This window comes from Arthrobacter sp. AG258, from assembly GCF_004364695.1.
Taxonomy (GTDB): Bacteria; Actinomycetota; Actinomycetes; order Actinomycetales; family Micrococcaceae; genus Arthrobacter.
Window position 1 is genome coordinate 79,903 of record NZ_SOBI01000008.1, and the last position, 26,434, is coordinate 106,336.

A 26,434-nucleotide genomic window follows, 5' to 3' on the forward strand; every position below is an offset into this window, starting at 1 on the left:
TCAGGCCACCTTTTCTGCTGCGCTGCCGCTGCGGGCAACTCTTACCACGGTGTTGACGTAAATGCCGGGGGTGACCACGTTTTCCGGGTCCAGCCCGCCGGTGGGGACAATCTCGGAGACCTGGACGATGGTGTGCTTCGCCGCCGCGGCCATGATGGGGCCGAAGTTCCGGGCCGTCTTCCGGTACACCAGGTTGCCCTTCCCGTCCGCCTTCAGCGCCTTGATCAGGGCCACATCGGCGTGGATGGGGGTCTCGAAGACCTGCCCGCGGCCGTCAATGATCCGGGTTTCCTTACCCTCGGCCAGCATGGTGCCGTACCCGGTGGGCGTGAAGAACCCGCCGATCCCGGCCCCGGCGGCACGGATGCGTTCGGCCAGGTTGCCCTGCGGCACCAACTCCAGCTCAATCTCCCCGGCCTTGTACTTGGCATCGAAGTGCCACGAATCAGACTGCCGCGGGAAGGAGCAGATCATCTTCCGCACCCGGCCTTCCTTGATGAGCAGAGCCAAGCCCTGGTCGCCCTGGCCGGCGTTGTTGTTCACCACGGTCAGGTCCGTGGCCCCGCACTCCAGCAGCGCATCGATCAGTTCGAACGGCTGCCCGGCGTTGCCGAACCCGCCGATCATCACGGTGGAACCGTCCTTGATCCCGGCCACGGCCTCCTGGACCGAATCAACAAAAGTCAGCATTACTGGTCCTTTCCAGCGGTCACGTTCTCAAGTACCACGGCCAGGCCCTGGCCCACGCCGATGCAGATCGCGGCCACACCCCAGCGTTCGCCGGAGGCCTGCAGGGACCGGGCCAGGGTGCCCAGGATCCGGGTGCCGGAAGCACCCAGCGGGTGCCCCATGGCGATCGCCCCACCCTGCCGGTTCACGATTCCGGGGTCAATCCCCCAGGCATTGATGCAGGCCAGGGACTGCGCAGCAAAGGCTTCGTTAAGTTCGACGGCGCCCACCTGGTCCCAGCCGATCCCCGCCTTCGCGAGGGCCTTGTTCGCCGCCTCGACGGGTGCGTAGCCGAAGAACTGCGGATCGTTCGCGTGCGCGCCGCGGCCCGCGATCCGGGCCAGCGGGTCCAGCCCCAGCAGCCCGGCGGCCGCCTCGGACCCGATCCAGGCCGCGGAGGCGCCGTCGGACAGCGGGGATGCGTTCCCCGCAGTGACCGTGCCGTCCTCTGCCCGGAACACCGTCTTCAACCCGGCAAGTTTCTCGGCCGACGAACCGGCGCGGATCCCTTCGTCCCGCACCAGGTCCGTCCCGGGCACCGGGGCGACCAGGTTGTCGTAAAACCCCTCATCCCAGGCCGCGGCGGAGAGATTGTGCGAGGCAGCGGCGAACTCGTCCTGCGCCTCGCGGGTCACCCCGTACTTTTCGCGGAGCCGCTCGGTGGCCTCACCCAGGGAGATGGTCCACTCCTTCGGCATGGCCTTGTTCACCAGCCGCCACCCGAGGGTGGTGGAGGCCAGGGTCATGTCCCCGGCCGGGTAGGGCTTTTCCGTCTTGGGCAGCACCCACGGGGCACGGGACATCGACTCGGCCCCGCCCACGAGCATCAGGTCGGCGTCGCCGGCGTTGATTTGGCGGGACGCGATGATCGCCGCGTCCAGGGATGAACCGCAGAGCCTGTTGACCGTTGTGCCCGGGATGGACACCGGCAGCCCGGCCAGGAGGGTTCCCATCCGGGCGATGTTGCGGTTTTCCTCGCCCGCGCCGTTGGCGTTGCCGAACACCACCTCATCAATCCGCTCGGGATCAAGCCCGGGTGCCCGCTTCACGGATTCCTTGATCACGTGCGCGGCAAGGTCATCCGGCCGGACCCCGGCGAGGCCGGAACCGAACTTGCCGAAGGGGGTGCGCACGGCGTCGTACACAAATGCCTGGTTCATGACGGGGCATCCATTTCTTTGAAGACCTGCTGTGCGGTCTTGAAGGCGGTGTTGGCGGACGGAACGCCGCAGTAGATGGCGGTCTGCAGCAAAATTTCCTTGATTTCGTCCCTGCTGAGGCCGTTCCGAAGGGCGGCGCGGATGTGCATGGCCAGCTCCGCCCAGTGCCCGTGGGCCACCATGGCGGTGATGGTGACCGCGGAACGCATCTGCCGGGACAGTCCGGGCCGGGTCCAGATGCCGCCCCAGGCGATCCGGGTGATCATGTCCTGGAAGTCGTCGGTGAACTCATCTTTGTTGGCGTTGGCCCGGTCCACGTGCGCGTCGCCGAGCACTTCGCGCCGGACCACCATGCCGCCGTCGTAAATTTCCTGGCTGGTGGCGCCGGGCTGGACCACGCCGTGGCGCTCCAGGCCGGCGCGCTCGGCGGCGCTCATTTGGCGGCCTCCCGTGTTTCGGCCCAGCTGATCAGGCTGCGCATCAGGTCGGCCACGTGGGCGGGGGCTTCCGCGGGAGCGAGGTGCGAGATGCCTTCCACCGTCACGGCGGTGGCAGTGCCGCCCCCGGCGGTGATGCCGGTGGCCACTTCGTCCGCCATGTCCGGCGTGGCCACGGCGTCCAGCGCACCGGCAATGACCTGGGTAGGGACGGTAATGCCGCCGAGTTCACCGCGCACGTCGAAGGCTGCCAGAGCTTCGCAGCAGAAAGCGTAGCTGAAGCGGTCGGCATCGCGCAGTGAATGCAGGAGCCGGCTGCTGAACTCCGGTTCGCGGTCCATGAAGCCGGGGGCGAACCACCGTTGGGCGGAGCCCTGGATCATCACGGGCGTGCCCTGGGTGCGGACCGTTTCGGCGCGCTCCAGCCAGCCTTCGGGGGTGCCGATCTTCGCGCCGCTGTTCTGTACGGAGAGGCTCTTGAGCCGTTCCCCGTGCTGGATCCCGAGCTGCAGGCCCACCGCGCCGCCCAGGGAGACACCCGCGTAGTGGAACGCCTCGTCCGGGGCGATGGAATCCACCAGGTCCACGACGGCGTCAGCCAGGGCAACGACGTCGAAGGGCTCCGTTGCGGCCGGTGAGACGCCGTGCCCGGGCAGGTCCCAGGCCACCACGTCGTAGTCGTTGCCGAGCAGGGACCCCGCCCGGTTCCAGAGGATGGATGATGTGCCCAGGGAAGGACCGACCACCAGCAGGGGGTGGTCACCCAAGGGTCGCTGGGGTGAGAGCAGCGCTGCTTTGACGGCCGGTTTAGCCACGGGAAGCTCCGTTCGCGTTGGGGGAAACATGGTCTGGGAAAGATGCCAGGATGCGGCAGGCAATCTCCGCCGCCTGGCCAAGGTAGCTGGCGGGGTCCAGAAGCTCTTCCAGCCGTGCGTCAGGAACGACGGCGGCGGGAACGGCTTCGCGGAGCAGCTTCCGGTAGGTGGCGGCCTGCCCAGCGGGGGGCTCCTGCAGCGTTTGGTCCACCACGTCCTGCAGTTGCTGCTTGCCGCTTCGGCCGTCCTTCTCCTCCAGCAGCGGAGCCACGGCAGCGTTCACGCCCTCGGCCAGCAGCAGCGGTCCGGCAAGGTCCAGGTTGCGGCGCATGGCGTCCGGGAACACCCGCAGCCCTTCGGCAAGTTCGCGGATATGGCCGGCGGCCCCGAGGGTAAGGGCCAGCAGCTGCCGGAGAGCCGGCCACTCGGCGTGCCAGGCCCCGTCCGGGCGTTCGTCGTTGAAGGTGGCGGCGGCCAGGTGCAGCTGGGCAGCCAGTTGCGGTGCCTGCAGCGCGGCGCTGCGGACCAGGACGGACAGCACGGGGTTCTGTTTTTGCGGCATGGCGGAGGACACGCCGCGGCCGGCGGCCTGCGGCTCGGCCAGCTCGGCTACTTCCGGACGGCTCAGGAACAGGACGTCCGCGGCGATCTTGCCAAAGGCGTCCAGCACGGACGCCAGGGCGTGCCCCAGGGACGTGACGGCCAGGCGGTTGGTGTGCCAGGGAGCCGGCGCGGGGGCCAGGCCGAGCTGGGCTGCCAGGGCATCGGCCAAGGTAAACGGGGTGGCGGTGGAGCCCTCCGTCAGCACTGTTCCGGCAGCAAGCGTTCCCGCCGCCCCGCCGAACTGGACCGGGAACTCCAGGCCTTCCAGCTGCCGGCCTGCGGCGGCCACGCCCTGGAACCACTGCGCGGCCCGGAGCCCGAAGGTATACGGAAGCGAATGCTGCGTCAGGCTCCTGCCCACGCACAGCGTCTGCGCATGCTGCCCCGCCAGGGCGGCGAGCGCCGCCGCGGTGCCTTTCAGGTCGGCCAGCACGGCATGGACGGTGTTGCGGGCCACCAGCATCAGGGCGGTATCCAGCACGTCCTGGCTGGTCAGGGAGGTATGGACGGCTTCCCCGGCACCGACCCCGGAGCTGTCCAGCGCGGCCACCTTCTTCCGGAGGTCCGCCAGCAGCGGAATGACCGGGTTGCCGCCGCCTTGGGCGCGCAGCGCGATGTCGGCGAGGTCGTATCGCCCTGCCTCGGCAGCGGAAGCGACGACGGCGGCAGAACCGGCAGGCGCCAGGCCGGCCCTTTCCAGCACGGCTGCCCAGCCCGATTCGACGGCGAGGATCGCCGCCAGCACTGCCCGGTCCCCCGTCAGCGCCGCCACCAACGGTGACGCTGATACGGGACTGAGCAGGCAGGCGTCGGCCTCTTCCGCGAAGGCGCGCAGATCTCCCGGGGCGGCGTTGGTCACTGGAAGTCCAGGAAGACCGTCTCGCCCTCGCCCTGGAGACGGATGTCCCAGGTGAGGCCGCCGTCAGGGTCGCGGCGGGCGATGAGCGTCTTGCGGCGCTCCGGATCCAGCGAGCTGAGCAGGGGGTCCTTGGCCAGCGCCTCGGCGTCCTCAGGCAGGTAGATGCGGGTGAACAGCCGGTTGGTCAGGCCGCGGGCAAAGAGCGCCACGGAGATGAACGGCGCCGCGCCCGGTTTGGTAGGACCGGGGTTGACCGTGGTGAACGTGAAAACGCCGGAGTTGCCCACGGCGCCGCGGCCCCACCCGGTGAAGGTGTAGCCGTCACGGACAAGGGAACCGGTGCGCTGGACGACGTTGCCCTTGGCATCGGGCTGCCAGATTTCCAGGATGGCGTCCGGGACGGTGTGGCCGGCACCGTCGTAAACGGTGCCCTGGAGGCGGATGGAGCCGGGCGAGCCGGGTGCCAGGAGCTCGTTGTCCTTCTCGAACGGGAGCGCGTAGCCATAGAACGGACCGACGGTCTGGCCCGGGGTGGGAACAAGTTTGGTGCTCATTTTCCTACTCTCCTGCCTCGTCACTACTGTCGCCTGCTGTACCGAACGCTTCGTTTTCGGTCCAGGTCCGCTTGGGCCCGGTCAGGACGATGTCCCAGTTGTACCCCAGCGCCCATTCGGGCTCGGTGAGGCTGTGATCGTAGGTGGCCACCAGCCGGTCGCGGGCGTCCTGGTCCACGATGGTCTGGTAGATCGGGTCCAGCGGGAAGAGCTGGTCGCCGGGGAAGTACATCTGGGTGATGATGCGCTGGGTGAACTCGGTGCCGAACAGCGAGAAGTGGATGTGCGCCGGGCGCCACGCGTTCAGGTGGTTCTTCCAGGGGTAGGCACCGGGCTTGATGGTGACGAACCGGTACGAGCCGTCCGGGCCCGTGATGCAGCGGCCGATGCCCGTGAAGTTGGGGTCGATCGGGGCCGGGTGCTGGTCACGCTTGTGGATGTACCGGCCTGAGGAGTTGGCCTGCCAGATCTCCACCAGCTGTCCCGCCACCGGACGGCCCTCGCCGTCCAGGACCTTGCCGGAGACGATGATCCGCTCACCCAGGGGTTCGCCGTTGTGCTGGATGGTCAGGTCGGACTCCAGGGCGTGCACGTCCTGGTGCCCGAACGCCGGCGAATAGAGCTCAATGGTTTCGGGGTCGGCGTGCTGCAGGCTCTTGGTGGGGTGGCGCAGTATGCTGCTGCGGTACGGCGGGTAGTCCAGCCGCGGCTGGGTCTCAGGCAGGCCGCCGTCCTTCAATGCCCGCTGGTATGCCTCGCCGATGGCGTGGATCTCTGCGCTGAGGTCCGCCTGCGATTCGATGGCCTTGTCCAGTGGCTGGTGGGCAGCCTTCGGTTCGGCCGGGGGCACGAGTTCCTCCGACTCCAGCTCCGCGGTGATGTCTTCCGGCATGGCTGGCTCCTTTCTCATCTGTTGGGTTTGCAGTGTCTGTGGTCTGGGTTGGCTCACGTGCGGTGCAGTGAGTCGTACTGAACCGCGTGGCGCACCGGGGCGTTGGGGGCGCCGTAACCGTCGTAGCTGCCGCGGCGTTCCACCATTTCGAAGAACACGCTGCCCACGGTGGCGGTGTAGAAATGCAGGAATTCCCCGTCCGCGTCCCGGTCGAAGAGCAGGTTGAGTTCCTGCAGCGTGGCCAGGAATCCGGGTTCAAGGTCGAACCGGGCGTCCAGGTCCTCGTAGTAGTTGGCGGGGATCTGCAGGAACTCGAGGCCCTTGTCGCGGGCGGCGCGGGCCGTGGCCACGAGGTCGTCCACGGCGAAGGCGATGTGTTCCTGGTACGTTTTCTGGCCGTGCGCCTGCTGAACCGGGGCGAGGTTGAGCACCAGCCGCACCGCTCCGCTGGAGGTCTGCATGACCTGCGAGCGCACCAGGCCGCTGGGGCTAGGCACCTCGGCGAACGGCTGGGGCTCCAGGGCCAAGGCGCTGGTGTAGAAGAGGACAGCCTCGTCGAAGTGCTGCCACGGCTGGGCAAGGTTGACGTGGTCAATCACGGCCCGGGCTCCCGCGGAGGGGTGTTCGAGGCCTTCGCCGAACTCGTGGGTCCAGGCGGCGGTGCCGTCCGGGCTGCCCTGGCAGAGGAAGATTTCGGTGGAGTCCGGGGCGGCGATGCCCTGGAAGACTTCCTCGTCCGCCTGGACCTTGCGGGCCACCACGGGCGCCTTGAGCTGCTGGGCCCGGGCCGAGGCAATCACGGGCGAATCGACGTCGAACCCCAGCGCGGCGATGGCGGGCTCGGCGTGCGTGGCCGCCTGTTCGTTAATGATCACGCGGGCCTGGCCCATGCTCCAGAGCTGGACGTCCTTGGTGCGGTGCCGCCCCTCGAACGCGAAGCCGAGCTGGCCCAGGAGCTTCTCCAGCTGCGCGGTATCGTCAGCCTTGACCTCGGCGAAGTTGAACCCGGCCGGTTCGTTGACCTTGGGCAGGGTGGCCAGTTCCATGGGATAACGACGGCGGGGCGCGGCTCCGTTGCTTGGTGCGCCTTTGGTGCCGGCCGCGGGGGTGTCAGCGAGCCAGTTGGCGCTCTGTTCCTCCAGCCAGATCAGCGACCGCATGGCGTCGACGGCCGTGCGGTCCACGTCGGACTGCCGGAAGACGTCGTTGAAGACCTCCAGGGAAACCGGGCCGGTGTACCCGGCACGGACCACGTGGCCCATGAACTTGGCCAGCTCGAACTGCCCCTCGCCCGGGAAAACCCGGTAGTGGCGGCTCCAGGACAGCACGTCCATGGAGAGTTTGGGGGCGTCGGCCACCTGGACGAAAAAGATCTTCTCCGGGTTGAAGGCTTCGATGTGGGAGGTGTCCCAGTCCCGGGAGAGGATGTGGAAGGAGTCCAGGCAGGTCCCCAGGTTGGGGTGGTCCACGGTCTCCACCAGCCGGTAGGCGTGCTCGTAGTCGTTGACGTACTTGCCCCAGGCGAGTGCCTCGTACGCCACCTTGACGCCGTGGTCCCCGGCCAGCTGTGCCAACTCGGCGAGCTGTTCGGCACGCAGGCCGTCGTCGTCGATGGTGGTCGTGGCAACGTTGGAGCACACCAGGATGGTGTCCATGCCCAGGCGGGACATGAGCTTGAACTTCGCCTCCGCGCGCCGAAGGTTGGCCTTGAGCAGGTCCGGGGTGACGCCGTCGAAGTCCCGGAACGGCTGGTAGAGGTCCAGGCCGAGGCCAAGGTCGGCCGCCATTTTCCGCACGTCCTCCGGGCTGAGGGGCGACGTGACCAGGTCCTGCTCAAAAATCTCGATGCCGTCGAACCCGGCGATCGCGCAGGCCTGCATCTTTTCCTTCAGCATCCCGGACAGGCAGACCGTGGCGATTCCCGTACGCATCAGGCTGCCACCTCCTCGGCGGCTACAAGCTCCAGGAAGTGTGCCCGCATCCGGTCCGGGTCCGCGTCCTGGCCGGTGAAGATCCGGAAGGCATCCGCTGCCTGTCCCACGGCCATCCGGCCGCCGTCCAGGACCTCGCAGCCCTTGGCGCGGGCCCCACGGACCAGTTCGGTCTCGATGGGACGGTAGACGATGTCCGCCACCCAGTGGCGTTGCTCCAGCAGGCCCAGGTCCAGCGGGAGGCCTGGGTGGGCGGCCATTCCCACGGGGGTGCAGTGCACCAGCCCGTCGGCCAGCGGCATCAGCCGCGGCAGGTCCGCCGGCGTGCCTGACGTGATGGTGCGGTCCGGGAAGAAGCCCTGCAGCTCGGCGGCCCGGGCAGCTGCCCGGGCAGGGTCCATGTCCACGAGGTCAAGGGTCCGCACGCCGGCGGTGAGCAGGGCATAGGCGACGGCGGATCCGGCGCCGCCGGCGCCCAGCTGCACGACGCGGTCCAGGCGGGCTCCGGGGAGGCCGGATGCCAGGGCGGCGGCGAAACCGGAGAAATCGGTGTTGTGCCCGATGAAGCGGCCGTCCCGGATGACCACGGTGTTGACGGCACCCAGGCGGCGGGCGTCCGGGGAGACCTCATCCAGGTGTTCCAGGACGAGCTGCTTGCACGGGTGGGTGATGTTCAGGCCGTTGAAGCCAAGGGTGCGTGCGCTCTGCAGGATGGTGCCGACGGATTCGCCGGACAAGCCCAGATCGAGGAGGTCAATGGGCCGGTAGAGGTAGCGCAGGCCCTGCACGTCCCCTTCGCGTTCATGCATGGGAGGGGTGAGTGATGGCGTGACGCCGTCTCCGACCAGTCCCACGAGGTAGGACTCAGTTCGATGACTCATCCGTGCAGCTCCTTTGGTAACGGCACCGGAGAGCTGCCTCCACGCGGGGAGCGGCTTGTCCGGTGACAGGGATTACAGTACAGCAATTGTTCACCTTGCGCACTCCAGTTCGAGATACGAACATATTGATGGCTTGCAGGGTTGGTTGGCGCGGCTCGAGGCGGTCAGCCGCGCTGGGGCAGGCGGTCAGCCAGCTCTGCGGCCGCCTCCTGCAGGACGGGAACGTGCGCCTCCAGCTCTTCAAGGCTGAGGCGGAACACGGGGACTGCCGTGGCCAATGAGGCGAAGGCGTGCCCTTGGCTGTTGAGCAGCGGGACGGCCACGGCGCGCATGCCGGCCTCATTCTCTTCGTCCATGACCGCGTAGCCGCGGCGGCGCACTTCGTCGATTTCCCTGCGGAAGGCATCGCGGTCCGTGATGGAACGTTCGGTGAGGGCTTCCAGCGGAAGCTCCAAGAGCAGCCGCTCGCGTTCCGCATCGTCGGCGAAAGCCACCAGGGCCTTCCCCACGGCAGTGGTGGAAAGTGAGCCCAGGTGGCCGGGGTCGCTGGTGACCCGGAAGATCTGCGGGCCGTCCACCTTGCTGACCGTCAGGTGGTGGAGGCCGTCGCGGACACTGAGGATGGTGGCCTCCCCCGTCCGCTCGGTCACCCGCCGCAGGATGGGCAGGGCGGTGCCGGCGAAGCCGTGATGGTTGGAGACCCGCTGGCCGAGCTGGAAGATCCGCAAGCCCAGGTGGTAGCGGCGGCCCTCCGGCTCATAATCAACGAAACCGTCGCGCGCCAGCGACCCCAGCAGCCTGTACGTTGTGCTGAACGGCAGCTCCGCGCGCCGCGAGATTTCGGCGGCGCTTGCACCGCGGGGTTCATCCCCCAGGAGGACCAGCAGGCTGAGGGCCTTGCCCACCATGTCCGGGCGCTCGGCCGCCTTGGTGGCGGCCTTGGGTTCGGGAGGCAGGGCATTGACGGGCGCTTGGCCGGGGACAGTCGGGCCGGGAACAGTGGATTCGTCGTCGGCCACTGTGGCTTGGTTCACACTCATGTTTCGATGTTGCCACAATGTGAGAGCTATTTCTAGATCGTGAGTATTTTCTTGACAAGTGACTGCGCTCACAGTCATAGTTTCTGTATCGCAAAAGTAGCTCTCACCATGTGGCTACGAATTGCCGGGTCTTTCCGGACTCCAGCCGCATCGCGCCGCCCGCACCCAGGCAGCGGCGGCTGCGACCACCAGATCCATCCGCGACAATGTCGTCACACCAAAGGAACACCATGAGCCAGACACTTCCGTCCGCCGGGGCGGGTGCCCTCACCTCCGGCGGGACGCCCAAGAAGGCAGCCCTTGCCAGCTTCCTCGGCAGCGCCGTCGAGTATTACGACTTCTTCATCTTCGGCTCCGCAGCCGCACTGATCTTTCCCAAGGTCTTCTTCCCCGACGCCGACACGAATGCCGCGATCATGTCCTTTGCGACGTTCGGCTTCGCCTACGTGGCCCGGCCGGTGGGCGCCATCATCCTGGGCCACTTCGGCGACCGCGTGGGCCGCCGCAAGGTACTGATGTTTACGCTGTTGCTGATGGGCGCCTCCACCTTCGTGATCGGCTGCCTGCCGGACTTCAAGACCGTCGGCTGGTGGGCTCCCGTCCTTCTGGTGCTCGCCCGCCTCTGCCAGGGCCTCTCGGCCGCAGGCGAGCAAGCCGGCGCCTCCTCCATGACGCTCGAGCACGCCCCGGACAACCGCCGCTCCTTCTTTACCTCATGGACCCTTACCGGCACCCAAGGCGGCCAAATCCTCGCCGCACTCGTCTTTATCCCTGTCCTGGCCCTGCCGGACGAGATCAAGTTCGGCATCGGCTGGCGCATCCCGTTCTGGCTCAGCGCCGTTGTGGTGGTTGTGGCGTTCCTGATCCGGCGCACCCTGCACGAACCGCCTGCCTTCGAAGAAGCCCGCAAGACCGCCCAGATCGCCAAGCTGCCCGTCGCCGACCTGCTCAATGGCCACTGGCGCGACGTCCTCCGCGTCATCTGCTGCGCGTTCATCGCCGCCGTGTCCACAGTGTTCGGCACGCTTGCCATCAGCTACGCCAAGACCGTGGCCGGCGTCGACGGCACCACCACCCTGTGGCTCGTGGTGGGTGCAAACCTGGTGGCCCTGGGCACGCAGCCGCTCTTCGGGATGCTGGCGGACAAGATCGGCCGCAAGCCCGTCTTCATCTACGGCGCCGTGGCCAGCGCACTCCTCACCCCGGTGTTCCTGCTCAGCCTGGAGTCCGGCAGCATCCCCTTTATGTTCCTGGCCGCCATTGGCTACTTCTCCGGAGGCTACGCGGCAGCCAACGCCGTCTGGCCATCCTTCTACGCCGAGATGTTCAGCACCAAAGTCCGCTTCTCCGGCCTGGCCATCGGCACGCAGCTCGGCTTCCTGATGGCAGGCTTCGCCCCCGCCATCGTTGCGGCCATGGGCGGCATCCAGCCCGGCGGCTGGGTTCAGATCTCCGTCTTCACCGGCATCATCTGCGCCATCGCCGCCGTCTCGGCCCTGACTGCCAAGGAGTCCTTCCGCACCCCCACCAGGCTGCTGGGCGTGAAATAGGCGCCGAAAGCGTCACACCAGCCCGGTTTTAGAGCCGGAAAGCCCGCCATTCCCCCAAATGGCGGGCTTTCCTTTGATAAAAGTGGGCTGCTTCCGCAGCAGTCTGCTACGGCCGGCCGGTCTCCAGCACCGAAGCGAGGTCGAAGTTCACCGGCTCCTCGAGCTGGGCGTAGGTGCAGGATTCCGGGTCCCGGTCCGGGCGCCAGCGATTGAACTGCGCGGTGTGCCGGAACCTCTCGCCCTCCATGTGGTCGTAGCGGACTTCCACCACGAGCTCGGGCCGCAGGGGGATGAAGGACAGGTCCTTGCCGGCGCTCCAGCGGCTGCCCTCGGCGTTCCGCGGCGTCCGCTCACCCTCCTCCTGCTTGGCCCAGGCCCATGGGTGGTGGTCGAAGTCCGTCACCAGCGGCTGGAGCTCGTCGAACAATTCCTTGCGCCGCTTCATCGGGAAGGCGCCGATCACGCCCACGCTGGCCAGGCCGCCGTCGTCCTTGTACAAGCCCAGCAGCAGGGAACCGATGGTGTCGGGCCCGCTCTTGTGGAGCCGGTAGCCGGCCACCACGCAGTCTGCGGTCCGTTCGTGCTTGACCTTGAACATCACGCGCTTGTCAGGTTCGTAGCGGCCCTCCAGCCGCTTGGCCACGATACCGTCCAGGCCCGCCCCCTCGAACTGCTCAAACCACTGCGCGGCGGTGTCCTTGTCCGTAGTGGCTGCCGTCAGGTGGACGGGCGCGCTGCTGCCCGCGAGCGCCTTCTCCAGGGCTGCCCGCCGCTCCGAGAACGGCCGGCCGGTGTAGTCGTCATCGCCCAGGGCCAGGAGGTCGAACGCCACGAAGGAGGCAGGTGTCTGCTGGGCCAGCAGCTTCACCCGGCTGGCGGCGGGGTGGATGCGCTGCTGCAGGGTATCGAAATCGAGCCGGTCTCCGGAGGCGCCCACCAGGATGATCTCGCCGTCCACCACGCAGCGGGGCGGCAGGTTCTCCTTCAGGGCGGCCACCAGTTCCGGGAAGTACCGGGTCATGGGTTTCTCATTGCGGCTGCCGATCTCCAGGTCGTCCCCATCCCTGAAGATGATGGACCGGAAGCCGTCCCATTTGGGCTCGTAGCTGAGGTCCCCGCCGCCTGGAATGCCATCGATGCCGCTGACGGCCTTGGCGAGCATGGGCGGGACGGGCGGCATCACGGGAAGTTCCATAGCGCCCATTCTTGCCCGGCCGCACCCCTCGACGGTAGGGCGGCACGGTTTCAGGCGGCCAAAAGCCAGACGATCAGCACCAGCACCGGCGCCGCGGCGGCAGTGGACAGCAGGATGGTTTCCCGTGCCACGGCCACGCCCCGGCCGTACTTGCTGGCAAACAGGAACACGTTCTGCGCCGAAGGAAGTGCCGCCATGAGCACCACGCCCAGAAGCATGTGATGGTCAAGGTTGAACAGAAAGCGTCCGACGACGAAGGCCACCACGGGCATCACTGCTGACTTCAGTGCCGTGGCAGTAAGGATTTCGGGGGTGTGGCCGGCACTTCGAAGCATGGTGGTTCCGCGCAGGGACATCCCGAATGCCAGCAGCACCACCGGGACGGCCGCCCCGCCCAGGAGCGTCAGCGGGGCCATCACCGGGGCCGGGAGCTCCACGTGCAACGCGGCCAGGACCACGCCCAGGAGCGAGGCGATGATCATGGGGTTCCGGAAGGGCTGGGTGAGCATCAGCCGGGGAGAGAACCGTCCCGCGGCGGAGAGGTCCAGCAGGGTGAGGACCAGCGGGGCGAACAGGAGCAGCTGGACCAGGAGCACGGGGGCCACAGGTGTGGCGTCCCCCAAGGCGTAGAGCGTGATGGGGATGCCAATGTTGTTGGCGTTGACATAGGACCCCGCCATCGCGCCGACGGCCGTCTCCGCAAGCGGCCGCGGAAACCAGATCCGGCTGGCTGCCACATACAGCAACGCGGTGGCGGCGGCCGTGATCACGGCCAGCGGTACGTAGGCGGAGAAGACCACTGACAGATCCGATTTCAACACCACCGTGAAGAGCAGCACCGGGTTGGTGATAAAGAAGGCGGTCCGGGTCAGTGCCATGATGGTGGGTTCGTCGCCCAGGCCGCAGCGCGCAGCGAGGTAGCCCACGGCGATCACGACGCCGATCACGGCGAGGCCGATGAGCACTCCGCCCATAGGAGGTACTTCCTTCCGGTCCCGCGCCTGCTGCCCGGTTCGGGACAAGTGGGACTACAAGTATCCAACTTATCGAACAAGTGGCCTTCGGTCGGCAGGCGTCCACGACGTGGGCTGCCGCAGGCCGCGGACCGGCGGGTGTGAAAAAATCAACCATGCGCGCCATGCAACATTCCAGCAAACTCCAGAACGTCCGGTACGAACTCCGGGGACCGATCCTGCAGGCAGCCAAGAACATGGAGGCCGAGGGCCACCGGATCCTCAAGATGAACCTTGGGGACACCGCACCTTTCGGGCTGGAAGCGCCGGAGTCCGTGGTGGTGGACATGATCCACCACCTCCGCGGCGCCCAGGGCTACAGCGATTCCAAGGGTATCTTCACGGCGCGGACCGCCATCTCGCAGTACTACCAGACCCGGGGCCTGATGAATATCGGCGTCGAGGACATCGTGATCGGCAACGGCGTCAGCGAACTGATCAACATGTGCCTGCAGGCGTTCCTGGAAAACGGCGACGAAATCCTGGTCCCGGCACCGGATTATCCGCTGTGGACGGCCGCCGTGACCCTGACCGGCGGCAAGCCGGTGCACTACCTCTGCGACGAAGCGGAGAACTGGTGGCCGGACATGGCCGATGTGGAAGCGAAGATCACTGCCCGCACCAAGGGCATCGTGATCATCAACCCGAACAACCCCACCGGCGCCGTCTACCCGCGCCACATCCTGGAGCAGTTCGCGGCATTGGCCCGGAAGCACAACCTGGTCCTGTTCTCTGACGAGATCTACGAAAAAGTGCTGTATGCGGATGCCCAGCACATCCATACCGCGGCGGTTGCCGAGGACATCTGCTGCCTGACGTTCAGCGGGCTGTCCAAGGCCTACCGGATGCCCGGCTACCGGGCCGGCTGGGTGGCCGTCACCGGGCCGCTGGCCGCTACCGCCGGGTACCGCGAAGCCCTGGAACTGCTCGCGTCGCTGCGCCTGTGCGCCAACGTACCCGCCCAACACGCCATCCAGACCTGCCTGGGCGGCTACCAGAGCATCGAGGCCCTGGTGAAGCCGGGCGGCCGGCTGCGGGAACAGCGCGACCTCGCCCACAAGCTGCTCACGGCCATCCCCGGCGTCACCTGCGTGCCGGCGTCGGGCGCCATGTATCTCTTTCCCCGCCTGGATCCGGAGCTCTACCCCATTAAGAGCGACGAACAGTTCGTCCTGGACCTGCTCCGGGACCAAAAGATCCTGGTCTCCCACGGCTCGGCCTTCAACTGGCCCGCACCGGACCACTTCCGCTTCGTGATCCTCCCCTCGGTGCTGGACATCGAGGAAGCGGTCCGCCGGATATCCAGCTTCCTGGCCGCCTACCGGGGCGGAACAGCGGCATGAAACCGCCGCGGCGCGAAGAACTAACCGCGCCCTAACCGCGAGGAAACCGGCACGCAACAATCCGCGCCCACACTGGTTAACGCAGGCAAGAGCCGGCACCAGCTCCAGCCAGGAGGCCCCGCGATGTTGAAGAAGGCGACCACGCATGTAACCAGAGTCCGCGCACTGGACCAGCTCCACCGCGGTGACGAAATCGAAGCCCGCCTCTCGGTGGGGCCCTCCTACGACGACGTGGTGATCCGCCGCGGCAGCGTCCAGGAAACCGCCCCAGGGATCGGCGTGGTCTGGATCCTGGACCGGATCACGGGGGTCCGGAAAGCCATCAATACGGACGAATGCAGCGTGTGGCGCGTGGCCTAGGCACCGGACGTTTGGCGGCGGGCGCAGTCAGTCAGGACTGCCCGCCGCCAGGCCGACCGGGCACTGCCGTTCAGCCGCCCGCCACCGACTGGATCACCAGGACCTCCTGGCCCGGCGCGACTTCAGTGTCCAGGCCCTGCTGCCGCCGCACCTCGTCGCCACCCACGTAGATGTTGACGAACCGCCGCAGCGCGCCCGTTTCGTCGCGGAGCCGCCGGCCCAGGATGGCGTAGTCGGCGGCCACCGAGTCAAGGAGTTTTCCTACCGTCACCGGCCCGTCGGCGGGTGCAGTCAGCACGGACTGCCCGCCGGCCAGGGGCTGCAGGACGCTGGGAAGCACCAACGAAATGTCAGGCACCGGCCACCACTGCCGCCCGCACGCACAGGACGTCCGGCAGGTGGGTGGCCACTTCCGTGAACGTTCCGCCCTCATCCGCACTCGCGTAAACGGTCCCTCCCCGGGTGCCGAAGTACACCCCTGCCGGCTCGGCGGTGTCCACCGACGCCGCGTCCCGGAGCACGCTGTTGTATTCCTTGTCCGGCAGGCCGGCATCGAGCCTCGTCCAGGTGTTCCCGGCATCGTCCGTCCGGTGCACGGCGAGCTGGCCCCCGGGCGGGATGCGTTCGCCGTCGGCCTTCAGCGGAACCACCCATGCCGTCCCCGCCCTGCGCGGGTGGGCCAGCATGACGAAGCCGAAATCGGCCGGCAGGCCCTCGGCGATGGAGTCCCAGCTCTCGGCATTGTTGTCCGTCCGGTAGACCCCGTGATGGTTTTGCGCGTAGATGCGCCCGTCCACCACAGCGTCCGCCGCGATCTTGTGCACGCACTGGCCAAACTCGGGGTTGGGATCCGGCATGAAGTACGCGGAGATTCCCTTGTTGCGCGCTTCCCACGACGCGCCGCCGTCGAGCGAGCGGTAAACACCTCCGGTGCTCATGGCCACGTGGACGGTGTCCCCTCCGGGGTGGACCACGATCGAGTGCGCCGCCGCCCCGCCATAGCCGGCTCCCCATTCGCTGCGGTGGGGGTGGTCCCACAAACCGCGGTTCAGCTCGAAGTGCTCGCCGCCGTCCGTGGACTTCCACACCGAGATGGGTTCGGCTCCTGCCCACACCACACCGGGGCGTGACTCCGCGTCCGGATAGATCTGCCAGACGCGCTCCAAGGCCGCGCCCGTGTCCTCCGGGAACCTGATGGCCCCGTGCTCCGGCTCGGTCCAGGTGGCGCCGAGGTCATCGGAGTGCGCCACCGTGGGACCCCAGTGCGGGCTGCTGACTCCCACCATGATCCTGGTGCGGCCCTCCCTGGTATCGATCCCGATGCTGGGAATTTCTGCCATCAGGAAATGGGGCCCGGTGAAAGACCACTCCTGGCGGTCCTGGCTTGTGGCCAGCCAGAGTCCCTTTTTAGTGCCGATCGCCAGGAGGAATGTTTGCGCCGTTGCCATGCGCACCATGCAACCACCCGAGGGATCAGCGCGCAATGGTTTCCAGGGTCCCGCAGGCGTTCAGTCCACGAACTCCGATTGGGTCTGGATGAAGTCCCAGTCGGCGGCGTTAAGGACGGCCGCCGGATTACCGGGGTGGGGTCCGCCGGCCTCCGCAATGCCCTGGAGTACCGGAAGCGGCAACTCCTCCGCATAGAGGTTTTCCCGGAGCCACTCTTTGCTTGCAAGGTCCAGGTCCAGCCACCACATGAAGATTTCCATGTTCACCTCCCTGCGTCACTTAAAACGTTAGGCGCGGCGCAGGTGGCGGACAAGGCTTTGCAGCGGAAGCAGGTGGGCCGTGCGGCTTTTAGGGTACCCGCAAGTAACCTGGCCGCCCCGGCCGCAGAAAAGACGAGTAGCCGCTACTCGCGACTGCCTTCGGGGGCGCCCCTAGCCTGAAAACTCACGCAAGCTGACCGTGCTGCTGGGGCCATTGGCGCCACCGCTGCCTTTCCCCACCATGGTCCGTTTCACACATATATATGGGGAGAAAACATGAAACGCACCTTAGCCACACTGGGGGTGATGGGGCTGGGCCTGCTCAGCGTCACAGCACCCGCCATGGCGGCCTCCGACCAGGTGGTGGTCTGCCATCAGGGAAGCGGCGGCCTGACGCCGTTGTCGTTCAACGTCAACGGGATTGGCGGTCACGACCAGCATGCACAAGACATCATCCCGCCAACGCCCAAACTTCCACAGGGAAAGAACTGGACCAACGCAGGAAAGATCCTCTACGTCGCCAATTGCGCGCCGCTGCCCCCGGGCGAGGTCATCGATCCGCCCGTCGTCGTCGATCCTCCCGTGGTGACACCGCCGGTCGTGACACCGCCGGTCGTCGTCGATCCCCCCGTGGTGACCCCACCGGTCGTGACACCGCCGGTCGTCGTCGATCCCCCCGTGGTCACACCGCCGGTCGTCGATCCGCCCGTCGTCGTCGCTCAGCCCGTGGTGCAGCCACCGGCCGCGGCTCCGGTGGTCAACCCGCCGGCCCCGGTCGTCGCTGCGGCCGCGCCGGCCCAGCCCGCTGCCGCCCAGCAGGTTGCCGCGTCCCCGCAGGCCGCAGCCCAGGCCGCTCCGGTGGCCGCCCCCGTCAGCGTGGGAACCAACCAGGGCTTCAACGCCCAGACCGCGGTTGACGCCCGGGACGGCGGCCCGGCATGGCTTGCCGGCGTGGGGGCACTGGCGGCCGCAGGAGCTGCGGTGGCAGTACGCCGCCGGTCCCGCTCCGTGAACAGCGCCGGCTAGCCGGAGGCCGCTCGCAGCGGCCCCGCGACAAGGAAGGCGTCCTGCCAGTGCCCGGCAGGACGCCTTCCTTCCACCACCGAACAACGCAGGAGGAGTGCCATGCCACAGGAACGGAGCCGGCATGCTGCCCGGGCCCGGCGGCCGTGGCGGCGCGTGAACCGGGGCGACCTGGCCATCCTCTCCTGCGGCGTGGTGGCCTTCCTGTCGTTCACCTTTGGCAGTCCGTTGTTCCCCCAAGGACACGCGGCGTCCCACACCGGCTCCGCGGTCACGGTCCCCATGACGCCAGGCGCCGTTCCGTCCGGCAGTGCGGCCGCCCCGATGGCGTCAACAGGCACGCCGGATGCCACGTCCGCCCCTGTCCAGGCGTCGCCAGCCGCAATCCCGGGCTCGGCGGCCCCGGCAGGACCCCAGCTTCCGGCTGCGGCGCAACCCGTCCACATCCGCTACCCCTCCGCTGACTTCGATGTAGCCATCCATCCCCTGGACCTCGATGGCGCCGCCCAGTCCAGCCGGACCATCGAGCCGCCTGCCACCAAGGACGGCTACTGGCTGACACCGTTCGGAGTTCCGGGCAAAGGCTCCGGCAACACCACCTACGTGATCGGCCACAGCTGGGAGGGCGCGGACGCCCCTTTCAACCACCTCAGTTCAACGGCGGCCGTGGGCGACCGCTTTGAGGTGGAAACCGCTGCCGGCACCATCACCTACAAGGTGGACAGTGTCACCACCTACGTGAAGTCCACCCTGAAGGACAGCCCGGTCTGGGACATGGTGCCCAACCGGCTGGTCCTGATCAGTTGCTACACGGAAGATCCGTGGGGCAAGAATGTTGTGGTCACTGCCTACCCGGCAGCGGCCTAGCGCCGAAACCGGCAACAGCGCAGGGCGAACGACTCCATGCGACAGGCCGAAGGTACCTGTTGACGCCGGACCCCGCGGGCGGACAATGGGCAGCATGACGTGGGAATACGCTGACGGTGCACCGCTGCTGGTGGGCGTCACGCCCGGACAGCACCCCGAGGTCCTCCAAACCGCCGCCAACCTTGCCGCCCGGCTGGCCGCGCCCCTGGTATGCGCTTACGTGGATGAGGCCAGCTACCTGGTCGAGTGGGACCCTGCCCGATCCGCCCACCGCCTCTCCCTGCACCCGGACGATGACAGCGACATCCGCGGCGTTGCAACCGAACTGAAGGCCCTGATCCGTGCTGCCGTGGACAAAGCGGCGTCCGGCGGCGGCGCGCCGGAGTGGTCGCTCCGCACGCTTGCCGGGGATCCGGCCCGCGCCCTGGGGCAGCTCGCCGCCGAACTGGACGCCCCGATGATCATCGTGGGAACCTCCGAGCGCGGCTTTTCGCACCGCCTTTCGGAGGCCCTCAGCGGCTCGGCGGGCACGTGGCTCAGCCATCACCAGAGCCGCCCCGTCCTGGTGGTCCCCTATCGGATGCCAGCCCATGAGGACGTACCGTGACCCGCGGATTCCAAAGGCAAACAGCCCGCCGGGTGACCGCCTAAAGTAAAGCGAAAGTAGTTATTCGCGTAGCTGGCGCGGTGCCCTACCAGCCAGTAAGCTGATTCAAGCGGGCCGGTTCCACGGAAGTGGAAAACGGGAAACTGCCCAAATGCTGCTCCGGAGTGCGTATCCCCCAATAACGCACTCCGGAGCTTTTTTGTGCCCTTTCAGCAGCCGGCCACGCAGGAATCCCTTCGGGGAGTAATACCCCCATGGGGTACTTGCCAGATACCCCCACGGGGTATATTTTTGGGTACATGAACCCTACCGAAGAAGCTGCCGCGGCGGTGGATACTGCCCGCCCGGCAGGCGATGAAACACCCCAGCACGGGTACACGGGGAACAAGGAAGCCTACCTTCGGCGCCTGAAGCGCATCGAAGGCCAGGTCCGGGGCATCGCCCGCATGGTGGATGAAGACAAGTACTGCATCGACATCCTGACCCAGGTTTCCGCCGTCACCAAGGCCCTGCATGCCGTCAGCCTGGGCCTGGTCGAGGAACACATCGGCCATTGCGTGGTGGGCGCTGCCTCGGAACCGGACCCCGCCGCGCGCGCCGAGGCGATCGACGCCAAGGTGAAGGAAGCCGCCGACGCCATCGGCCGCCTGCTTCGCTGACCACAGAACCCCACCCCGGCTACCGCCGGCCAGAAAGAAGGAGCACGCCATGAGCACCACCTCCCCCGCCATCACCACCATCAGTGTCTCGGGCATGACCTGCGGCCACTGCGTATCCGCGGTCAGCGAAGAAATCGAAGCCCTGGACGGGGTCCAAGCCGTGAAGGTGGACCTCAACGCCGGCGGCATCTCCACCGTGACCATCACGTCCAGCGGCGGCCTCTCGCCCCAGGACCTCGGGGAGGCCGTGGCTGAGGCCGGCTACCTGATGGTCGCCAACGAGGCCTGAAAACCCCTCCCATACCGGAAAGCGGACATGAGCCACCAAGAACTGCTGCACCCGCCGGGCACCCGCGTGGTGGAACTGGACATCCAGGGGATGACGTGCGCCTCCTGCGTCAACCGGGTGGAAAAGAAACTCGGGAAGCTCGACGGCGTGGCAGCCACGGTCAACCTCCCGCTGGAGCAGGCCTACGTGACGGCCCCGGACGGCATCACCGACGAGCAGCTGGTGGACACGGTCAACGCCGCAGGGTACACAGCGAGCGTCCGCGTGCCGCGCACGGCGGAACCCAGCGTCGAACACGCCGCCGCACAGCTTCGTCCCCGCCTCATCCTCGCCGCCGTCCTGACCGTTCCGGTCTTCCTGGTGAGCATGGTCCCGGCGTTCCAGTTCCCCAACTGGGGCTGGGCGGCGGCCCTGCTGTCGCTTCCCGTGGTTACCTGGGCGGCGTGGCCCTTCCACCGCGCGGCCGCAGTGAACGCCAGGCATCTGGCATCCACCATGGACACCCTGGTGTCGCTCGGCGTCGCCGCCGCCTACCTTTTCTCGGCCTGGCAGCTGGTGGCCGACCCCGGCATGACGGAGCACCCGGGCATGGAGGCCATGTCCGGCGGCCTGTACTTCGAGGTGGCGTCCGTGGTCACCACCTTCCTGCTCCTCGGCCGCTACTTGGAGGCCAACGCCAAGCACAAGGCCGGCGACGCGCTCCAGGCCCTGCTGAACCTGGGCGCCAAGGACGCCACGGTCCTGCGCGGCGGACGCGAACAGCAGGTCCCCGCGGACCACCTGCAGGTGGGCGACGTCCTGGTGGTCCGCCCGGGCGAGAAGATCGCCACCGACGGCGTGGTCATCGAGGGCGATTCCGCCGTGGACACGTCGCTGGTCACGGGCGAGTCCGTTCCCGTGGAGGTGGCCCCGGACAGCCGCGTAACCGGCGCCACCATCAACACTTCCGGGCGTCTGCTGGTCCGGGCAACCCGGGTGGGGTCTCAGACCACCCTGGCCCAGATGGCCCGCCTGGTATCCCAGGCCCAGACCGGCAAGGCACCTATTGCCCGCCTCGCGGACCGCATCAGCGCCGTCTTCGTTCCGGTGGTCCTGGCCATTGCCGCCCTCACGCTCGTGTTGTGGCTCCTGCTCGCCGGCCCGGACGCGGACGGCGGCCACCTTCGACAGGCCTTCACGGCGGCCGTCGCCGTGCTGGTGATTGCCTGCCCGTGCGCCCTGGGCCTGGCCACCCCGGTCGGCCTGCTGGCGGGCAGCGGCCGCGGAGCGCAGCTGGGCCTGCTGATCAAGGGCCCGCAGGTCCTGGAGGATACCCGCACCGTGGACACCATCCTGCTGGACAAGACCGGCACGGTCACCACCGGCGCCTTGGCCGTAGACGCCGTGCTGGCATTCCCCGGGTTCGCCCGGGGTGGAATCCTCCGGCTCGCCGGCGCCGTCGAGGCCGCCTCCGAGCACCCGGTGGGCCGGGCCGTTGCGGCCGCGGCTTCCGCCCTGGATCCTGCAGGCACAACGGACGACGACGGCCTGCCGCCAGTGCAAGGGTTCAGTTCCGCCCCGGGCGGCGGGGTGTCCGGAACCGTGCAGGGCAGGTTTGTGTTGGCGGGGCGCAGCGGCTGGCTGGAGCAGAACGGCATCATCCTGGACCCCGCCCAGCAGGCAAACCTGATGGCCACCGAGGAAAGCGGTGCCACGGCTGTTTGCGTCGCGGTGGACGGCATGCCGGCCGGAATCATCAGCCTCCGGGACACCGTCAAGGAAGGTTCCGCGGCCGCCGTCGCCCGGTTGAAGGCGCTGGGCCTGCGGCCCATCCTGCTGACCGGGGACAATGCCGCGGTCGCCGCCCGGGTGGCCGCCGCCGTCGGCATCGCCGCGGACGATGTCCACGCCGGCGTCCTGCCCGAAGGAAAGGTCGAAGCGGTGCGCAAACTCCAGGCCGGCGGTGCCACGGTGGCCATGGCCGGCGACGGCGTAAATGACGCCGCAGCCCTGGCGCAGGCGGATCTGGGGATTGCCATGGGGTCCGGAACCGACGTTGCCATCGAGGCCGCCGACCTGACCGTCATGGGCAGCGACCTGGCCCAAGTGGCGCAGGCCATCGAGCTGTCCCGGAAGACCCTGGCCACCATCAAGGCCAACCTGTTCTGGGCATTCTTCTACAACGCGGTGGGCATCCCGGTGGCGGCACTCGGCCTGCTCAACCCGATGATTGCCGGAGCCGCGATGGCCGCCAGCTCCGTCCTGGTGGTTGCCAACTCGCTGCGGTTGCGCAGCTTCGGAAAACCGGGGCAGTGAACCTCAGGCGGTACCGTACCGCACGGACGCGCGCGCCCGAGCCTTGGCCGCTTCGGCCTCACGGTCCTTCGGCGGCGCCTGCGTCACCAGGGCGTCGAGCAGGTGCTGCGTGATGTGCGCAATCTCGTGCACCGCATCGTCAAAGGCTTCCTGGTTGACCTTGGACGGTTTGGTGCTGCCGCTGATCTTGCGGACATACTGCAATGCGGCAGCATGGACTTCCTCCGACGTGGCGTGCGGTTCAAAGTTGTGAAGGGTTCGGATATTCCGGCACATACCGCCATGCTAGGCTCTTCGAACGCCTGGGATCGACCCCTTTTTTACCGAATCCAGCCACGGCGCCATGGGGAGGCCTGCATGGGCAGGGCTGCCCATCGACACCGTTTTACGGACCGGGGTAGGTTTTAGGCAATGGATCTTCCGGATGAGCCGGGGGGCCGCTGGGGATGCCGACCAGGTTCGGATCCACGTTCTAACAAGGAGAAACTGATGGCTATTTGGGGTGCAGACGTTGAGCAGCTTCGCCAGCTCGGCAGCAAGCTTCAGGCAGGGGCGTCCGAGATCGAGACGCAGAAATCCACACTTACCAAACTTCTGCACGGGACCGACTGGAAGGGCCCGGACGCGGACAAGTTCAAGAGCGAATGGGATGGCCAGCACTCCACGCTGCTGACCAAGGTTGCCGAGGCCTTGAAAGAGGCCGGCAGCAAGGCCAAGCGCAATGCTGAGCAGCAGAGCCAGGCCTCGAACGGCTAATGCCTTGGGCGGCACGATGTGCCGCCCGGACGGCCCGGGCACCGCAAGGTGCCCGGGCCGTTGTCCTTTAAGGCATGGGTTCCCCTGGACGGCAGCGGCTACGGCACGGGTTCGACGTCGTTCGCGTGCTCCAGGGCCGACGCCGGCATGGGAGCCCCGGGCGCTTCCCCGTCCGCGGCCGCGGCGCGGAGCTCGTCGAGCCGCACCAGGATGACGCCGCCGACGATCAGCACGCCGCCCAGCAGCTGGATGGCGCCTGGGAGCTCGCCCAGCAGCAGCCACGCCCAGACGACGGCGAACAGCACCTCGGTCAGCGACACGAAAGATGCCACCTTGGAGCCCAGGGCCCGGGCCGCCATGATGCCTGAGGTGTAGGCCAGGACAGTGGCCAGCACCACCAAACCCGCCAGCGGCCCCCACCATGGCATGGTCCAGGGGCCCAGGCGGGTGTCCGCCGTGCTGAATGCCATGGGGAGCACGCCCGTGGCACCCGCCAGCCACATGACGGCTGCACCCACCAGGAGTCCGCCCGAGGCCAGGACGATGGGCGGCAGGGTGTCGTTTTCCTTTGCGGTGATGAAGAAGTAGATGGCCAGGCAGACGGCGGCCGCCATGCCCCACAGGACGCCTGCCAGATCAACCTTGACGGCGCCGGTGAGGTCAAGGACCAGTATCAGCCCGGCCAGGGAGAGCAGCGTCCCGACGGAGGTCAGCACCCGGGGGCGCCGCCGGCTTGCGGCCCAGAGCCATAGGACGATGATCACCGGGGCAAGGTATTCGAGCAGCAGCGCAACCCCGACGGACAGCCGGGCCACGGCGTTGAAGTAGAACAGCTGGCAGGCCGCAACCCCGATCAGCCCGAACAGCCCAATGGTGAGCCAGTTGTCCCGCAACTGGTGCCAGCGGCCCTTCAGCGCGGAGACTGCCGGCAGGGCAAGGATCAGTGCGGCGCCCGTCAGCCGGGCGGTGACGGCCGCCCCGGGGGACCAGCCGGTTTCGAGGAGCGCTTTGGCAAAGGACCCGGACAGGCCGAAGACAGCGGAGGAAAAAAGCGCGATGCCAAGCCCGGAGGCGAGGAAGCCGGGCCGCCTGAAGGGCGCTTGGGGGTGAGTGTGGTTCGTGGCGGCAGGCACCGTCGCCTCCTGTCAGGAGTAAAGTGGGGTAATGGTCATGACAGTACGCTTCCGCACTGTAAGGAGTCAACATGGTTTTCGCCCCTGACACGGAGGTGGCCCTCCGCACGGTGGTGAACCTCATCAATACGGCCGCGAATGGCAGGGAAGGGTTGGCCTCGGTCGGGGACCTGGACAGCTTCCTGGCGGCCGAGGGCTTTTCCGGGGCGAGGACACGGGACGCCGCGGAATTGCAGAGCGTCCGGCAGTTGCGGGGCTTACTGGCAGGGGTGTGGACAGCGGGCGAGGACGCCGCCGTGGACACCGTCAACCGGCTGTTGCGCGACGCCAACGCCCTCCCGCAGCTGATGAAGCACGACGGTTGGGACTGGCACCTGCATGCCACGGCTCCCGAGGCCCCGCTGGCGGACAGGATGAGCACCGAGGCGGCCATGGCCTTGGCGGATGTGATCCGCAGCAAGGAAATGGACCGCCTGCGGACATGCGAATCGGAGGACTGCGATGCTGCCGTCCTGGACCTGAGCCGGAACCGCTCCAAGCGGTACTGCGATACCGGCAACTGCGCCAACCGTGCACACGTTGCCGCCTACCGTGCCAGGCAGGCAGCGGCGGGTTAGGCGTTCCGCCGCAGCGTTCCTATCCCTGGTGCCGGGTGCCGCCCGTGTCGTCCTCGGGGTCCTGGCTGGTGGGCGTACCGAAACCATGGCCGGGCTTGGGCGCGGAACTGAGGTTCACGCCGGATCCCTTGCCGAGGTGTTCGGCGTTTTCCTTGTAGCTCATGGACAACATGGCGGCCACCACCAGGGTGACGATGAAGGCGATGCCGGCTGCGGTGAAGGCGAGATCGAAGCGGGGCGCGCGCGCACTGCCGCCGGAAGCGAAGATCAGCACGGCAACGAAAGCGACGACGGCCCAGAACGCCGAGAACATCAGCGGCCCCTTCACCGAGGTCCGCAGCTTGCGCGGTTTTCCTGGATGCTGGTCAGCCACTGTGGTTCCTCCCTGCAGGCGGCACGCGGCCGGCCTGGTTTCACGAATTGCGGTGTAGCACCAAATTTTCTACAACTAGTAGAAGGGCGCTCTTCCTAGTTTACGGCTTGACGGCACCGGCGCGGGCATCGTGGCGCAGCGTCAGGCCGGAAAGCACCCACAGCACACCCGAAATAATCGCGCCACCACCGGCCACGCCCAGCAGCGCATGGGCACCAAGGTTGATGAAGAACGGCAGCAGCACTGCCGTGCCAATCCCGATCGCCCCGGATGCGATCCAGTCCCGTGCCAGGACGTGCCGCCCCCGATGCCGCAGGCCGCACGCCAGCTCAAGAACCCCGGCCACGCCGAGACCCAAGGCGGCAATGACACCAAACAGCAGGTCGCTGTGCAGCAGGATCACCGCCACACCGGCGCCGGCAAGCGCCGACCCCGCTGCGGACAGCAGCTTGCCGGGAGCCGAGTTCCGGGCAAACCCGGCGGCCGGGATGGCTTGCAGGGACACGACGCCGGCGGCCAGAAGGTAGAGTCCTCCCGCCCAGCCCATGACCTCAACGGAGGGGGAGGTCCAGAAGACCGTTACGGCGCCGAACACCAGCGCCACCACGGAACGGAGCAGGATTGGCTTCCAGAGTTCAGGGCGGGGTGAGGTTCCGGGAACTGCGCCCGCGGGAGTCGATGGTTGCGTCACCGGTCCAGTTTAGTGGGGGCAGCTGGAAGGTAGAACCGGACCCTGCAGCCGAT

Annotated in this window: 30 protein-coding genes; 11 read left to right on the forward strand and 19 right to left on the reverse strand. The window is 67.7% G+C overall.

Going from position 1 to position 26,434, the window contains the following annotated elements; genetic code table 11:
• The 10 genes from DFO47_RS16705 to DFO47_RS16750 all read right to left on the reverse strand — a co-directional run bounded on the left by DFO47_RS16705 (position 1) and on the right by DFO47_RS16750 (position 9,769).
• Positions 1 to 690 (reverse strand): 3-oxoacid CoA-transferase subunit A, encoded by a 690-nt coding sequence (locus DFO47_RS16705; RefSeq protein WP_018762905.1) that lies wholly within the window; start codon positions 688 to 690, stop codon positions 1 to 3.
• A complete protein-coding gene (locus DFO47_RS16710; RefSeq protein WP_133832375.1) occupies positions 690 to 1,889 on the reverse strand; it encodes a thiolase family protein in 1,200 nt (399 codons plus the stop codon). The genes DFO47_RS16705 and DFO47_RS16710 overlap by 1 nt, the downstream gene beginning before the upstream one ends.
• Positions 1,886 to 2,326, reverse strand: a complete 441-nt coding sequence (pcaC, locus tag DFO47_RS16715) for a 4-carboxymuconolactone decarboxylase (protein ID WP_133832376.1) — start codon at positions 2,324 to 2,326, stop codon at positions 1,886 to 1,888. The genes DFO47_RS16710 and pcaC overlap by 4 nt, the downstream gene beginning before the upstream one ends.
• Complete coding sequence (locus DFO47_RS16720) at positions 2,323 to 3,141, reverse strand: alpha/beta fold hydrolase (protein WP_133832377.1); 819 nt, start codon at positions 3,139 to 3,141, stop codon at positions 2,323 to 2,325. The genes pcaC and DFO47_RS16720 overlap by 4 nt, the downstream gene beginning before the upstream one ends.
• Positions 3,134 to 4,603, reverse strand: coding sequence for a lyase family protein (locus DFO47_RS16725; protein WP_133832378.1), 1,470 nt, complete (start codon positions 4,601 to 4,603; stop codon positions 3,134 to 3,136). The genes DFO47_RS16720 and DFO47_RS16725 overlap by 8 nt, the downstream gene beginning before the upstream one ends.
• Positions 4,600 to 5,157 carry a protocatechuate 3,4-dioxygenase subunit alpha gene (pcaG, locus tag DFO47_RS16730; protein ID WP_109044808.1) on the reverse strand — a complete coding sequence of 186 codons (558 nt, stop codon included), beginning with the start codon at positions 5,155 to 5,157 and terminating at the stop codon, positions 4,600 to 4,602. Before pcaG ends, DFO47_RS16725 begins: the two co-directional genes overlap by 4 nt.
• A gap of 4 nt (positions 5,158 to 5,161) precedes the next feature.
• Complete coding sequence (gene pcaH / locus DFO47_RS16735; RefSeq protein WP_109044809.1) at positions 5,162 to 6,049, reverse strand: protocatechuate 3,4-dioxygenase subunit beta; 888 nt, start codon at positions 6,047 to 6,049, stop codon at positions 5,162 to 5,164.
• Between the two features lie 53 nt (positions 6,050 to 6,102).
• The gene (locus DFO47_RS16740) at positions 6,103 to 7,980 is read right to left on the reverse strand and encodes a sugar phosphate isomerase/epimerase and 4-hydroxyphenylpyruvate domain-containing protein (protein WP_133832379.1); all 1,878 of its coding nucleotides are present in this window, start codon (positions 7,978 to 7,980) and stop codon (positions 6,103 to 6,105) included.
• Entirely contained in the window at positions 7,980 to 8,861 is an 882-nt protein-coding gene (locus DFO47_RS16745) for a shikimate dehydrogenase (protein WP_133832380.1), read from the reverse strand. Before DFO47_RS16745 ends, DFO47_RS16740 begins: the two co-directional genes overlap by 1 nt.
• Before the next feature lie 164 nt (positions 8,862 to 9,025).
• A complete protein-coding gene (locus tag DFO47_RS16750) occupies positions 9,026 to 9,769 on the reverse strand; it encodes an IclR family transcriptional regulator (RefSeq protein WP_043424285.1) in 744 nt (247 codons plus the stop codon).
• A 362-nt stretch (positions 9,770 to 10,131) separates the two neighbouring features.
• On the opposite strand from DFO47_RS16750, the gene DFO47_RS16755 reads away from it, so the two are divergent.
• Positions 10,132 to 11,451 (forward strand): MFS transporter, encoded by a 1,320-nt coding sequence (locus DFO47_RS16755; RefSeq protein ID WP_133832381.1) that lies wholly within the window; start codon positions 10,132 to 10,134, stop codon positions 11,449 to 11,451.
• Between the two features lie 106 nt (positions 11,452 to 11,557).
• Here DFO47_RS16755 and DFO47_RS16760 read toward each other — a convergent pair whose 3' ends face one another.
• The gene (locus DFO47_RS16760; RefSeq protein WP_133832382.1) at positions 11,558 to 12,646 is read right to left on the reverse strand and encodes an ATP-dependent DNA ligase; all 1,089 of its coding nucleotides are present in this window, start codon (positions 12,644 to 12,646) and stop codon (positions 11,558 to 11,560) included.
• A gap of 50 nt (positions 12,647 to 12,696) precedes the next feature.
• A complete protein-coding gene (locus DFO47_RS16765; RefSeq protein WP_018762893.1) occupies positions 12,697 to 13,620 on the reverse strand; it encodes an AEC family transporter in 924 nt (307 codons plus the stop codon).
• Between the two features lie 155 nt (positions 13,621 to 13,775).
• Here DFO47_RS16765 and DFO47_RS16770 point away from each other — a divergent pair, with 155 nt between their 5' ends.
• Both DFO47_RS16770 and DFO47_RS16775 read left to right on the forward strand, forming a co-directional pair.
• The gene (locus DFO47_RS16770; RefSeq protein WP_018762892.1) at positions 13,776 to 15,002 is read left to right on the forward strand and encodes a pyridoxal phosphate-dependent aminotransferase; all 1,227 of its coding nucleotides are present in this window, start codon (positions 13,776 to 13,778) and stop codon (positions 15,000 to 15,002) included.
• A gap of 123 nt (positions 15,003 to 15,125) precedes the next feature.
• Complete coding sequence (locus DFO47_RS16775) at positions 15,126 to 15,362, forward strand: hypothetical protein (RefSeq protein ID WP_018762891.1); 237 nt, start codon at positions 15,126 to 15,128, stop codon at positions 15,360 to 15,362.
• 70 nt (positions 15,363 to 15,432) lie between these two features.
• On the opposite strand, the gene DFO47_RS16780 is transcribed toward DFO47_RS16775, so the two are convergent.
• Genes DFO47_RS16780 through DFO47_RS16790 form a run of 3 tightly spaced genes read right to left on the reverse strand, consistent with a single transcriptional unit; the run spans position 15,433 to position 17,071 of the window.
• Positions 15,433 to 15,720 (reverse strand): MoaD/ThiS family protein, encoded by a 288-nt coding sequence (locus DFO47_RS16780; RefSeq protein ID WP_026264908.1) that lies wholly within the window; start codon positions 15,718 to 15,720, stop codon positions 15,433 to 15,435.
• A complete protein-coding gene (locus tag DFO47_RS16785) occupies positions 15,713 to 16,819 on the reverse strand; it encodes an exo-alpha-sialidase (RefSeq protein WP_133832383.1) in 1,107 nt (368 codons plus the stop codon). Before DFO47_RS16785 ends, DFO47_RS16780 begins: the two co-directional genes overlap by 8 nt.
• A gap of 51 nt (positions 16,820 to 16,870) precedes the next feature.
• A complete protein-coding gene (locus DFO47_RS16790) occupies positions 16,871 to 17,071 on the reverse strand; it encodes a hypothetical protein (protein WP_018762888.1) in 201 nt (66 codons plus the stop codon).
• Between the two features lie 276 nt (positions 17,072 to 17,347).
• On the opposite strand from DFO47_RS16790, the gene DFO47_RS21225 reads away from it, so the two are divergent.
• The 6 genes from DFO47_RS21225 to DFO47_RS16825 all read left to right on the forward strand — a co-directional run bounded on the left by DFO47_RS21225 (position 17,348) and on the right by DFO47_RS16825 (position 22,811).
• Positions 17,348 to 18,097 (forward strand): hypothetical protein, encoded by a 750-nt coding sequence (locus tag DFO47_RS21225; protein ID WP_240617707.1) that lies wholly within the window; start codon positions 17,348 to 17,350, stop codon positions 18,095 to 18,097.
• Between the two features lie 99 nt (positions 18,098 to 18,196).
• Entirely contained in the window at positions 18,197 to 18,961 is a 765-nt protein-coding gene (locus DFO47_RS16805) for a class F sortase (RefSeq protein WP_018762886.1), read from the forward strand.
• A gap of 94 nt (positions 18,962 to 19,055) precedes the next feature.
• Positions 19,056 to 19,568: a universal stress protein gene (locus DFO47_RS16810; RefSeq protein ID WP_109044863.1), complete on the forward strand. Its 513-nt coding sequence runs from the start codon at positions 19,056 to 19,058 to the stop codon at positions 19,566 to 19,568.
• A gap of 299 nt (positions 19,569 to 19,867) precedes the next feature.
• On the forward strand, positions 19,868 to 20,227 hold the full coding sequence (locus DFO47_RS16815) for a metal-sensitive transcriptional regulator (protein WP_018762884.1): 360 nt from the start codon (positions 19,868 to 19,870) through the stop codon (positions 20,225 to 20,227).
• A gap of 49 nt (positions 20,228 to 20,276) precedes the next feature.
• A complete protein-coding gene (locus tag DFO47_RS16820) occupies positions 20,277 to 20,516 on the forward strand; it encodes a heavy-metal-associated domain-containing protein (protein ID WP_018762883.1) in 240 nt (79 codons plus the stop codon).
• A 27-nt stretch (positions 20,517 to 20,543) separates the two neighbouring features.
• A complete protein-coding gene (locus DFO47_RS16825; protein WP_133832384.1) occupies positions 20,544 to 22,811 on the forward strand; it encodes a heavy metal translocating P-type ATPase in 2,268 nt (755 codons plus the stop codon).
• 3 nt (positions 22,812 to 22,814) lie between these two features.
• Here the strand turns inward: DFO47_RS16825 and DFO47_RS16830 are convergent, their stop codons facing one another.
• Complete coding sequence (locus tag DFO47_RS16830; RefSeq protein ID WP_018762881.1) at positions 22,815 to 23,087, reverse strand: DUF2277 domain-containing protein; 273 nt, start codon at positions 23,085 to 23,087, stop codon at positions 22,815 to 22,817.
• A 213-nt stretch (positions 23,088 to 23,300) separates the two neighbouring features.
• Between DFO47_RS16830 and DFO47_RS16835 the strand changes: the two genes are divergently transcribed.
• Positions 23,301 to 23,567 carry a WXG100 family type VII secretion target gene (locus DFO47_RS16835; RefSeq protein ID WP_018762880.1) on the forward strand — a complete coding sequence of 89 codons (267 nt, stop codon included), beginning with the start codon at positions 23,301 to 23,303 and terminating at the stop codon, positions 23,565 to 23,567.
• Between the two features lie 98 nt (positions 23,568 to 23,665).
• Here DFO47_RS16835 and DFO47_RS16840 read toward each other — a convergent pair whose 3' ends face one another.
• Complete coding sequence (locus DFO47_RS16840) at positions 23,666 to 24,700, reverse strand: EamA family transporter (RefSeq protein ID WP_133832385.1); 1,035 nt, start codon at positions 24,698 to 24,700, stop codon at positions 23,666 to 23,668.
• 71 nt (positions 24,701 to 24,771) lie between these two features.
• On the opposite strand from DFO47_RS16840, the gene DFO47_RS16845 reads away from it, so the two are divergent.
• Complete coding sequence (locus DFO47_RS16845; protein ID WP_109044817.1) at positions 24,772 to 25,317, forward strand: CGNR zinc finger domain-containing protein; 546 nt, start codon at positions 24,772 to 24,774, stop codon at positions 25,315 to 25,317.
• 19 nt (positions 25,318 to 25,336) lie between these two features.
• Here the strand turns inward: DFO47_RS16845 and DFO47_RS16850 are convergent, their stop codons facing one another.
• Both DFO47_RS16850 and DFO47_RS16855 read right to left on the reverse strand, forming a co-directional pair.
• Positions 25,337 to 25,690: a hypothetical protein gene (locus DFO47_RS16850; RefSeq protein ID WP_018762877.1), complete on the reverse strand. Its 354-nt coding sequence runs from the start codon at positions 25,688 to 25,690 to the stop codon at positions 25,337 to 25,339.
• Between the two features lie 100 nt (positions 25,691 to 25,790).
• Positions 25,791 to 26,381 carry a hypothetical protein gene (locus DFO47_RS16855; protein WP_026264905.1) on the reverse strand — a complete coding sequence of 197 codons (591 nt, stop codon included), beginning with the start codon at positions 26,379 to 26,381 and terminating at the stop codon, positions 25,791 to 25,793.
• Between the last annotated feature and the right edge of the window lie 53 nt (positions 26,382 to 26,434).